The sequence below is a fragment of the Halomonas sp. HL-93 genome (assembly GCF_900086985.1).
Taxonomy (GTDB): Bacteria; Pseudomonadota; Gammaproteobacteria; order Pseudomonadales; family Halomonadaceae; genus Vreelandella.
Genome location: NZ_LT593974.1, coordinates 1 through 10,945, shown reverse-complemented (window position 1 = coordinate 10,945; position 10,945 = coordinate 1). Strand labels below are relative to the sequence as shown.

At 56.0% G+C, this 10,945-nt stretch carries 9 protein-coding genes and 1 pseudogene; 5 read left to right on the top strand and 5 right to left on the bottom strand.

Going from position 1 to position 10,945, the window contains the following annotated elements; genetic code table 11:
- Position 1: 1 nt before the first annotated feature.
- The gene (locus GA0071314_RS00050; RefSeq protein WP_074394740.1) at positions 2-2,053 is read right to left on the bottom strand and encodes a putative bifunctional diguanylate cyclase/phosphodiesterase; all 2,052 of its coding nucleotides are present in this window, start codon (positions 2,051-2,053) and stop codon (positions 2-4) included.
- A 139-nt stretch (positions 2,054-2,192) separates the two neighbouring features.
- Between GA0071314_RS00050 and hemC the strand changes: the two genes are divergently transcribed.
- The 4 genes and pseudogenes from hemC (at position 2,193) to GA0071314_RS00030 (ending at position 6,702) form a co-directional block, all read left to right on the top strand.
- A complete protein-coding gene (gene hemC / locus GA0071314_RS00045) occupies positions 2,193-3,137 on the top strand; it encodes a hydroxymethylbilane synthase (RefSeq protein ID WP_074394739.1) in 945 nt (314 codons plus the stop codon).
- Positions 3,134-3,912: pseudogene (locus GA0071314_RS00040) on the top strand (uroporphyrinogen-III synthase). The gene hemC and the pseudogene GA0071314_RS00040 overlap by 4 nt, the downstream one beginning before the upstream one ends.
- A gap of 16 nt (positions 3,913-3,928) precedes the next feature.
- The gene (locus GA0071314_RS00035; RefSeq protein ID WP_074394738.1) at positions 3,929-5,446 is read left to right on the top strand and encodes a uroporphyrinogen-III C-methyltransferase; all 1,518 of its coding nucleotides are present in this window, start codon (positions 3,929-3,931) and stop codon (positions 5,444-5,446) included.
- Positions 5,443-6,702: a heme biosynthesis HemY N-terminal domain-containing protein gene (locus GA0071314_RS00030; protein ID WP_074394737.1), complete on the top strand. Its 1,260-nt coding sequence runs from the start codon at positions 5,443-5,445 to the stop codon at positions 6,700-6,702. The genes GA0071314_RS00035 and GA0071314_RS00030 overlap by 4 nt, the downstream gene beginning before the upstream one ends.
- A 62-nt stretch (positions 6,703-6,764) precedes the next feature.
- Here the strand turns inward: GA0071314_RS00030 and mscL are convergent, their stop codons facing one another.
- Together mscL and GA0071314_RS00020 are read right to left on the bottom strand one after the other, a co-directional pair.
- Positions 6,765-7,256, bottom strand: coding sequence for a large-conductance mechanosensitive channel protein MscL (gene mscL, locus GA0071314_RS00025; RefSeq protein WP_074394736.1), 492 nt, complete (start codon positions 7,254-7,256; stop codon positions 6,765-6,767).
- 181 nt (positions 7,257-7,437) lie between these two features.
- The gene (locus tag GA0071314_RS00020; protein WP_074394735.1) at positions 7,438-7,881 is read right to left on the bottom strand and encodes a universal stress protein; all 444 of its coding nucleotides are present in this window, start codon (positions 7,879-7,881) and stop codon (positions 7,438-7,440) included.
- A gap of 214 nt (positions 7,882-8,095) precedes the next feature.
- On the opposite strand from GA0071314_RS00020, the gene GA0071314_RS00015 reads away from it, so the two are divergent.
- On the top strand, positions 8,096-8,998 hold the full coding sequence (locus GA0071314_RS00015) for a LysR family transcriptional regulator (protein ID WP_074394734.1): 903 nt from the start codon (positions 8,096-8,098) through the stop codon (positions 8,996-8,998).
- A 95-nt stretch (positions 8,999-9,093) separates the two neighbouring features.
- Here the strand turns inward: GA0071314_RS00015 and GA0071314_RS00010 are convergent, their stop codons facing one another.
- Complete coding sequence (locus tag GA0071314_RS00010; RefSeq protein ID WP_074394733.1) at positions 9,094-10,266, bottom strand: benzoate/H(+) symporter BenE family transporter; 1,173 nt, start codon at positions 10,264-10,266, stop codon at positions 9,094-9,096.
- 194 nt (positions 10,267-10,460) lie between these two features.
- Complete coding sequence (locus tag GA0071314_RS00005; RefSeq protein WP_231896569.1) at positions 10,461-10,907, bottom strand: benzoate/H(+) symporter BenE family transporter; 447 nt, start codon at positions 10,905-10,907, stop codon at positions 10,461-10,463.
- Positions 10,908-10,945 lie beyond the last annotated feature (38 nt).

The window sequence follows — 10,945 nt, the reverse complement described above, 5'->3', positions numbered from 1 at the left end:
CCTATGGTGTAGTCACCGCAGGGGGTGACGCTAAAAAAGCCAGCAGAACGTTTAATGGCATGGGGTAAGCGAAGTAGTAGCCTTGAAAATAGTCACACTGGTGTTGAGCAAGATAGGCAAACTGATCAGCGGTTTCCACGCCCTCGACCAGCACCTCTAGCCCCATTTTTCCCGCCATGGCAACAACGCCGTCAATAATGGCAGCATCGTAGCGATCGGTAATCACATCCCGCACAAATGAACGGTCAATTTTGATTCTGTTAATGGGCAGGCGCTTCAGGTAACTCAGGCTAGAAAAACCGGTGCCAAAATCATCCAACGCGATGTGCACGCCCAACTGCCGTATGTTCTGCAGGGCTTGAATGGCCTGCTCCGCGCTATCCATCAGCACGCCTTCGGTCAGCTCAAGCTCAAGCAGGTCCGGGGCCAGGCCGCTTTCCTCCAGCACTCGTTCAATCGTTTCCAGAAAGCCCGGGCGTTGGAAATGCATCGGCGAGACGTTCACTGCCATGGTAATGCGCCCAAGGCCCAGCTCATTGAGCTGTTTGGCGACGCGGCAGGCGGTGTCGAGTACCCAGTCACTAATCGGGATGATTTGCCCGGTGTCTTCTGCCAGGCCAATAAAATCGCCCGGCGGAACGAAACCGCGCTCGGGGAGCGACCAGCGGATCAGCGCTTCCACGCCCACCACCTTACCGCTGGGCCCATGCATTTGCGGCTGAAAATAAAGCTCAAACTGCTGCTGCTCAATCGCTTGCTGCAGCGAGTTACGCAGGCTAACCCGCTCGCTGACTTTGCGGTTGAGATCCTCGGTATACCATTGACAGGTATTACGCCCGCGCCGCTTGGCTTTGAACATCGCCAAATCGGCCTGTTGAATGAGCTGGGGCGGGTCGCTGATCGAGCCATCGTTGATCGCCACGCCGATACTCGCGGTAATTCGCAATTCACTGCCGCGCTGCCAGTAGGGAGTCGCTAGACGCTTGAGGATCCGCTCCACCACCTGAATGACATCATTTGGGGCGGCCAGATCCGGCAGCAGCACCACGAATTCATCGCCACCGAAGCGGGCCACGGTATCCCAGGGGCGCAGTTCCTCCTCCAGCCGCTTGGCGACCTCCACCAGGATGAAGTCGCCTACATCGTGCCCGAGGGTATCGTTGATGGGCTTAAAGTCATCCAAGTCGATAAATAGAACCGCCATATGGCGCTTATAGCGGCGCGCTACCAAGCACCCTTGCTCTAGGCGTTGCGTCAACAGCATGCGATTCGGTAGCCCTGTGAGGGCATCGTGACTAGCGTTATACGCAAGCTGAGCTTGGTACTCGCGCTGCTCGGAAATATCGTTTTGTACGCCAATAAAATGGGTCAATTGACCCATCTCATCACGCACTGGGGAGATGTAAAGGTCGTTCCAAAACGGCGCGCCGCTACGCCGGTAATTGCGAATCACAACATGCACTTCGGACTCGGCCGCTATGCCCTGACGAAGCTGTTTGATTGTGTTGGGATCGGTGCCCTCGCCTTGTAAAAACCGACAGTTACGGCCCAGCGCCTCGGCGCGACTAAAGCCGGTGATTCGCTCAAAGGCAGTATTAACATATACAATAGGCAGGTCGGCATGTACCGCATCCACGATCATCATGCCGTTGGTGCTTGACTGAACGCTTCGTTCCAACAGTTTTAACTGATGTTCAGTGGCGTTGCGATCCGTCACCACCCGTGCCACCACGTAAACAACCCCCTCGCCCAGGGACGGGGCGACCTCCAGCCAGTGCAGCACCTGCGAGGCCGAACGCGCCCGCACTTCGAAGGTGGCAACCTCCTGCCCCTGAGTTAAGCGCTCAAGCATTGCCTCAATGACGCCATGGTCACGCTCATCAATCACCTTGCCGCATCGCTTGCCCAACAACGCGTCGGCTGAATACCCCAGTAGGGTCTCAAAAGCAGGGTTTACCTGCAGCAACCGCCCTTCCAGGTCGATGCAACAAAATAAATCATGAGAGAGCAAGAAAAACTGATCCAGCTGTCCATGCGGTGCGGCGGGCGTCATAGGGTATCCTAGGGTAAGCAACGTGGGGCGCATATAAGGCCGCCTACGGCGTTGGCTATTTTTACTGTGTCGCCGGGTGCTTTATGATGAGAATTATCATAGTTTGACGCGCCGTGTAAGCGGCAATAAGGAGAATAACGTGGCATCTATCACCAAATTACGCATCGCCACGCGGAAAAGCCAACTGGCGATGTGGCAAGCAGAGCATGTTCGCGACCGCCTGATGGCGGTGCACAGCGGGCTTGAGGTGGAGCTTGTGCCACTATCAACCAAGGGTGACAAGATCACCGACACGCCACTCTCCAAAATTGGCGGCAAGGGATTATTTGTTAAAGAACTGGAAGACGCCATGCTGGATGGGCGTGCCGATATTGCCGTTCATTCCATGAAAGACGTGCCCATGCATTTTCCCGAAGGCTTGGGCCTGTCGGTAATTTTAGAAGGCGCCGACCCCACCGATGCGTTTGTCTCAAACCATTACCACAGTATAGACGAGCTACCGGAAGGCGCGCGCGTGGGTACAGCCAGCCTACGCCGTGGCCTGCAGATGCGTGAGGCACGACCCGACCTCAGCATCCTGAACCTGCGCGGCAATGTGCAAACCCGTCTGGGCAAGCTGGATAGCGGCGAATTCGATGCGATTATCCTGGCGACCTCGGGCCTCAAACGGCTAGGCCTTGACGCCCGCATTACTCAAGCCCTGCCACCTGAAATATGCTTACCTGCCTGCGGTCAGGGCGCACTGGGCATTGAATGCCGTCTTCATGATCCTGAATTAATTGCACTCCTAGCGCCGTTAGACGATGCTGATACCGCAACACGCGTTCGCGCGGAAAGAGCGATGAATACGCGCCTTGAAGGCGGCTGCCAGGTGCCCATTGCCGGCCATGCGGTGCTTAACCTCGAGCACGAAACGATGTGGCTACGCGGCCTTGTGGGCAACCCGGAAGGCACTGAGGTGCTTCGCGCGGAAGGTAGCGGTTCAATGCATGAGCCAGAAGCGCTGGGTATCCGAATTGCCGAAGAACTGCTGGATCAAGGGGCAGGTAAGATTTTGGCCGAGGTGTACGGCAACAACGTATGACGCTACCGGTGCTTATCACCCGCCCGGGGTCACGCGGGGCGGCCCTTGCCGAAGCGCTGCGCCGCGAGGGCAGCAACGTTGAAGTGCTTGACGTGATGCAGCTCCAGGCGTTGCCTGAAGACGCCGCCATGCGCCAAGTTTGGCTAGATATTGATCAGTACCATAAGATAGTCGTCATCAGCCCCTTTGCGGCTGACTGTTTGAGCGAGGCGCTTGATCGCTACTGGCCACAGTTACCGATTGGCATTGACTACTACAGCGTGGGGCAAAGTACTGCGGCGATGCTTTACGAACAGCTAGGGGTTCGGGTACATGTTCCACCGTCGAGCGATGGCGAGGACACCAGCGAATCCCTGCTTCGTCTAGCTTCGCTTCAAGCGCTAAGCCAACAACGCGTCCTAATCGTGGCAGGGGAAGGCGGGCGTTCGCTGCTGGCCGATACGCTTGCCGAGCGGGGCGCCCGGGTAACGCCCTTGGCCGTGTATCGACGCCGCTTGCTGGCACCCACGGGACCCATGCAAGCCCGTCTTGCCGCAGGCAATTACCGGGCGTTGATCGTCACCAGCGGCGAACTCTTAGAACATCTGGCAAAATGGTGCCAACCGGCAGCGTTGAACCAACCGCTAATCGTTTCCAGTCGCCGTTTGGCTACACTGGCTGAAAGACTGGGGTTTTGTGCCCCCATCGTGGCGTCAGGAGCCACACCACCGGCGTTAATCGCCGCGTTGGCTCGGACCTAGACCCAGCGGGTGCCGATGTCGATCAAGGAACTTAACAAGGGCTAGCGACAGATGAGCAAACAAACAAGCGATCAGGACGACACCCAGAAAAACGCGGCGAATAACGTCGATGAGCACAAGGCGACCCCGCCGTCATCTTCCACGACCGATTCCCCGGCTACCAGCCCCTCTGATAGTAGGGGCGACGATTCCAGCCCCACGACAGAAACGTCCGCCTCAACGTCGCCGCAGACGCCTGCTTCCTCATCCAATGGCCAGCGCTCACGGCGACGTCAAAAAAGCGCCAAAAACGCGGCCCAGGACACAACACAGGCAAAAAAACAAAGTACGCCCACAAGCTCCGCCCAGCAAAACGAATCAACGGCGAGCCAGTCAAGCAATGGGACGAAAACTACGCCACCTGCCAGCAAGCCCAAGACGACGTCCTCCACACAGGATAAGTCTTCCAACAGTGCAGCGGCTTCATCCTCAACGTCCTCATCGGGCAGCAAGCAAAGCCCTCCCCCCCAAACCACCACGACCACTGGCGGCGGCAAGGGGAAAGGCGGTTTCGCGATAGTCCTGGTGGTGTTACTGGCCATCGCCGTGGGCGTGATCGCTTGGCAGGGCTGGCTGCGTTTGGAAGCCCAGCAGCAACGCCTCAATGAGCTCACCGAGCGCGCCGAAAGCAGCGCCTCACAGCAGTCCGTCGACGACCTTGCCTCACAGCTTGAAAGCGGCGAAGCCGAGCGCGAGCAAGCGCTCGATAACACCGTGAGCGACCTGCGCGATGAGTTCACCGACTACCGTAGCAACGTCGACGACACCCTTGACGACGTACTGGACCAGCTCTCTCAAGAGCAGGAAACCGATGAGCGTGACTGGCTGCATGCCGAGGCCGCCTATTTGCTGCGCCTTGCCAATCAACGTTTACAGTTAGAGGGTGACGTTGAAGGTGCCGCTGCACTGCTGCGCACTGCCGATGCACGCTTAGTAGATGCCGATAATCCCGCGCTGACCCCCGTTCGGCGTGAAATCGCCAACGAGCTGGCCGCGCTTGACGCCGTTCCCCGCCTGGACCGCACCGGGGTTTACCTGGCTCTCAATGCCCAGCAAGAGCGCGTGGCTGGATTGCGGCTTTCCCAAGACGTGGAAGAGAGTGCCGTCACATCGAGCATTGAAGAACCTCCCACGGGCACCTTCCAACGCCAGCTGGCTCGCTTAGGCGAAGAGCTGAAAGACTTGGTAATGATCCGTCACCATGACGAAGCCCTTGAAGCGCTCGTCACGCCGGAACAAGAGTCTTATCTGCGCCAAAGCCTACGCTTGATCCTCGAACAGTCACAGTTAGCCCTGCTCAAAGAAGAGCAGTCGCTCTATGAAGCAAGTATCGATAAGGCGTTAGATCTGATCGATGGCTACTACGATACCTCTCGCGAAGAAGCCCAGCGGGTTATCGAACGCCTTGAAGAGCTCAAAGAGGTGACCGTTGAACCCGAACTGCCGGATATCAGCGCCTCACAACAGGCCATGGCGGAGTTTATCGAGAACCGTCACGAGTCGCGTCAACAAGAGGGAGGTGAGTCATGAGAAAGCTCATCCTGCTAATTGTTGCCGGGCTCGCCATTGGCGCGCTGTTCGGACACCTGATGATGTCGGTACCCGGCTATTGGTTGATCCGCGTCGGCGATACCTCCGTACAAACGTCCTTTTGGTTCGGTCTGGTACTGCTGTTAGCCGCCTTCCTGGTGGTGCATTTTGTGCTGCGTCTGCTAAGCGGCATGATTCGCCCGGTCGGCCGTTTTCGCACCTGGAATAGCCGCGCCCGCAACCGTCGCGCCATGAAACGTACCGTTCGCGGCCTAGTGGCCATGACCGAAGGACGCTGGAAGCGCGCCGAAAAAACCCTGGTCAAAGCCGCCGACGACTCCAGCACCCCGCTGGTCAACTACCTATCGGCTGCCTTGGCGGCACACTACCAAGGACGCTATACCCAGTCGCAGGAACACATCAATCAGGCCCAACTGACCACCGAGGGCGCCGATACGGCAATTGGCTTAATGCAAGCCCAGCTATTAATCGACCGCCAACAGCCCGAAGAAGCGCTTGCGATTCTTAACCGACTGGATAAGCAACTTTCCAATCACCCGCAGGTGCTCAAGCTGCTTAAACAGGTGTACCTGAGCGTCAACGACTGGGAAGGGCTACGTCGATTGATCCCCCGTTTAGCGGCGCAAAAGCTGATTTCACCGCAGGAACGCGAGGAGCTTGAGTTTAAGGCCTATCGCGAATTGATTATCTTCGAGGCCAAAAACCCCAGCGATATCGAACGCGTACGCAGCCTATGGGCCGACATGCCCGACTACCTGCGCGGCAAGACCGAGCTCATCGTGCTTTACACCGAAGCACTGCTGCAGGCCAACGAAGACACCATTGCCGAGCGGTTACTCAACCATTCCCTCGACCACCACTGGGATGCCCGCCTTGTGAAACGCTATGGGCTGTTGAATGTTGATCCAGGGCGCCAGCTTGCCAAGGCCGAAAAGTGGCTTCAGGAGCGGCCCAACGACCCTGAGTTGCTGCTTGCCTGCGGTCGACTGTCGCTACGCACCGGCAAATGGACCAAAGCACAAGAGTACTTTGAGGCCAGCCAGCGCCAGCGCCCCAGCGGCGTGGTGTGTGCCGAACTTGCCCGCCTCTATGCAAGCCTAGGCGAGCATAACAAGAGCCAGCTTTACTACCGCCACAGCGTGGAAATGCTGGCGAAATCGCTGCCTTCGCTACCCCAACCCAGCGATGCAAGCGACAGCCAGCCGGGCGACAAAAAAGCCGCCAAGCGCGCTTAGTGACGGCCCGTTGCCACTAAAAAAGGTGCCCCCCGGCACCTTTTTTATGGCTTGTAAAACGCTCAGCTGTCTGCCTGGTGCCCAGCGGCGTCACTCCCCGGCAACATCGCCGTGCAATGACCGCAGCGCGTTGCCTTGATGGGCACGATCATCAAGCAATAAGGGCAGGGCTGCTCCGTAGGGCTTGCTGGCGCCACTGCTTCTTCACGTTTTAAGCGATTGATGGTACGCACCAGTAGAAACACCACAAAAGCAACAATCGTAAAACTGACCACCGCGTTGACAAATAGCCCGACGTTCAAGGTCACGGCCCCCGCGGCCTGGGCCTCGGCAAGCGTTGCATAAGGGCCATCGGTAACCCCCTCGCGCAGAACAATAAACAGGTTCGAAAAATCAATACCGCCCACCAGCAAACCGATTAGCGGATTCATCACGTCGGCCACCAGGCTTTGCACGATCAGTGTAAATGCCCCGCCAATGATAATACCCACGGCCATATCCACGACGTTGCCTCTCACAGCAAACTCACGGAATTCCTTGAAAATCTTTGCCATTGCGATGCCCTTTAAAAATGCCCATTCAGGCCGTCACAACTACCTCATCCAGCGAATTTATCAACGTTTATTTCATTAAACGCAATTTTTTCCTGGTGCATGAACAAAGCACCAAGCGGTGGCGTGGACTCAGGCACACTTCAATATGCAGGAGAGCTGTTGGCTTAATACCAGCATGGCCCTACTGGCTGACGGTGATGACCCGACACTTCGCGGAATGGCTTACCTTGTGGGAAACGCTGCCAATCATGACACCAGCCAAATCGCTTAGGCCACGGCTTCCCATAACAATCGTATCGACTCTCAGTTCGTTGGCAGTATCCAAAATCACTCTCACCGGGTCACCTTGTACAAGATGCTTTTCAGCCTGCTGAGCACCTTGCTCGCGCGCTGACGCGAGCGCTTGCTCAAGTAACTGCTCGCCTGCCTTCCGGCGTTCGTCAAGGGAGGTTTCAGCATTAAGTGCGCCTACCCCCCATACCAAGGTAGCCTCGTAGGCCAGCGCTTGGGGTATATGCAGCAAATAAAGCGTTGCATCGTTTTGGCCCAACAGCCTGCAAGCGACGGATAGTGCTTGCTTTGCATTTTCCGAACCATCAATGGGAACGAGAATACGGTTATACATAATGAAATTACCTTCTTAGTAGGTTTGTTTTGTCAGTACGTTTTTTCGCTAGACAGCATTTCATCGCTAACGGTCGAAAAATTGTATGATAAGACCAGCAAGTGAATCTGACGCAACAGCGGCGTTGTCTTGCCATCCAACGATAAATAGCCTGCTGCCAACAAAATGATAAAACCAATATTGTTTAAGCAGCCGCTCATACCCTGGAGGTATCATGGAACTGCGCCATTTGAGGTATTTTTGTATCGTTGCTGAGGAGCTTAACCTCACCTGCGCAGCCGAGCGCCTGCACATGTCGCAGCCGCCTTTATCTCGCCAAATCAAACAACTGGAACAAGAAGTAGGCGCTGAACTATTTGAGCGCAGCACGAGGGGCCTGCGCTTGACCCCCGCTGGCGTATTTTTTCAGCAGCATGCGCTACAAATATTAGAAAAAGTCGACGTAACCATTGATGCTACGCGCCGCATGGCACGCAGCAAACGTATGCTCTTTGGCATTGGTTTTGTACCCTCCGTGTTTTATGGCCAGTTGCCGATGATGGTGCGCGACCTGCGCCAAAAGGATAATGTCGAGCTTTCTTTAGCAGAGCTCACCACTGTCCAGCAAATTCAGGCCCTCAAAGCTGGCCGTATTGATATCGGGTTTGGCCGTTTACGACTCGATGACCCTGACGTCGAACAAGAGATTCTTTTTGATGAGCCGTTAATTGCAGCGTTACCTAATGGTCACCCTTTAGAAGGCACGTCCCCGAGCTGTGAAGAACTCGCGCGCTACCCGCTAATTCTCTTCCCGGCCAAGCCTCGCCCGAGCATGGCGGACATGATACTTGGCATTTTCCGCCGACAGGGATTAAAGGTAGAGGTCGTGCAAGAGGCCAACGAACTGCAGACAGCGCTCAGCCTGGTGGCCTCCGGCATCGGCATCACCCTGGTGCCCGAGCAGGTCAAGCGCGTTCAGCGCGAGGGCATTACTTATATTACGCTGGCAGACAAAACCCTTGTAACCCCAGTGATCTGTAGCCGCCGACGCGGTGAAAAACCCTCGCCTCTTATGAAGGAGGCCAACGCGATTTTAGAAGTGCTGGTCGAAAATCGCCGCTCCGGACGCTATCCCTAATCGCTGTTGAAGGTCCTCGCTTCGACCGCGTCACCCAGTGGGGCAAAATACCTCGTATCTTCGACTGTCAGAAAGGTGTTACCTCTTTTGCACTTTCAACCAGATGTAAAGCGACGATGCAGTACGTTGTAAGCAAGAACCCCAACAATGACACCCCAGAAGGCCGAGCCAAGCCCTAAAAAGCTGATGCCGGAGGCCGTGGCAATAAAGGTAATAACCGAGGCCTCCAGATGGTCCTTATGGGCAGCAAAGGCGCTCAGGTTACTGGTAATCGCGCCAATCAGTGCCAGGCCCGCCAGCACCGCGACGAACTCGCCTGGCAATGAGGTGAACAGCGCTACAATCGTCCCTGCAAAGGACCCACCCACCAAATAGAAAACGCCGTTGGCGACGCCAGCTACATAGCGTTTATCCGGGTCTTCATGGGCTTCTTTACTGGTACATATCGCCGCTGTAATCGCCGCAATCACTGTTGTGATGCCACCAAAAAAAGCGGTCATAAAGGAGGTCATACTGGCGACGGTGACAATCGGCTTGGCCGAAGTTGAGTAGCCAGAGGTACGCAGGATCGCCATGCCGGGCAAGAATTGTCCCGTCAAGCTCACCAGTACCAGCGGTATGGCCAAGCTCAAGGTGGCATTCCAGGTCCATTCGGGGCGGATGAATTGTGGCTCGGCCAGTTGGATAGAGACACCCTGCAAACTGGCTCCCTCCAACCCCACCGCCAACACAACGCCCACCACCAGCAGTAGCACCAAGCTGTAGCGCGGGGTCAAACGTTTGAAGACCAGATAGGCAATGATCATGCTAATCGCCAGCGCGGGCACGCTTTCCAATGAATCAAACACCCCTACCCCAAACTGAAACAGGATGCCCGCCATCATTGCACTGGCAATACCCGGCGGAATCATCTGAATAATCCGGTCAAAAGAACCGGTAATACCAATCACGAAAATCACCGCCGAAGCGGTTAAATAAGCACCTATCGCTTCGTTGAGCGAAAGTCCTGGAAATAAGGTCACCAGCAGTGCCGTACCGGGGGCCGACCAAGCGGTCACCACCGGCACCTTGAGCCACAGACTGAGTAAAATTCCTGAAATAGCTGCGCCAATGGAGATCGCCCAAACCCAAGACGTCATCATGGCACTCGAAATTTCCGCACTGTGGGCCGCCTGAAAAAAGATAGCCAGCGGACCCGAGTAAGACACGAGAACCGCCACGAAGCCAGCCGTAATCGCGGGTATCGAAGCGTCCTTGTAAAGCTGCATGCAACAAATTCCCCAATAACATTGAGTTTACTATTTGCCCATCACCCAAGCTGGCAAGCGGTGCTCATCGGTCGCGGATATTTTATTGGGTAACACCGCGACAGGACGCGAAGAGGGTAAGGGCGCACAAAAAAGACCCGCTCGCTATCACTAGTCGCGGGCCAAGGAGGATAACCACCATCAATAGCGGCAGGTCAGGGTGTGTCACTCGCTTTCTTGACGACACCACGGTTCAGCACAAAATCAAAGTCTTTCGTTTCAAACATCATCGACACCACCACGCCTAGCACCAATGCCCAGAAGGTTGCGCCAATTTCAAAAATTTGAATCTCTGAGGCGGCGATCAAAAAAGCAAACAGCGCACCCACTTCATGCTTCCTGCCGGAAAAGGCGATGGCCATTGCCGAGGTAATTACACGCATTAGCGCCAAGCCCGCAATAATGGCAATAAAGTAGCCCGGCGTTGCCTCCAGCAAGCTCACCACATAGCCATAAAAAGGCGCGGCAACGATAAAGATGGCCCCGGCGATCACCGCCGCTACCCAACGCTTATCATGGGTCCCCGCTTCTGGCGAGGAACATACGCCTGTCATTGGCGCAGCAATGCAAGTGCTGTGCAGATTGAAAAACGCCGACACCATGGTGCCTAGCCCGCCCACGGCGGTAATGGCGTTGGCCG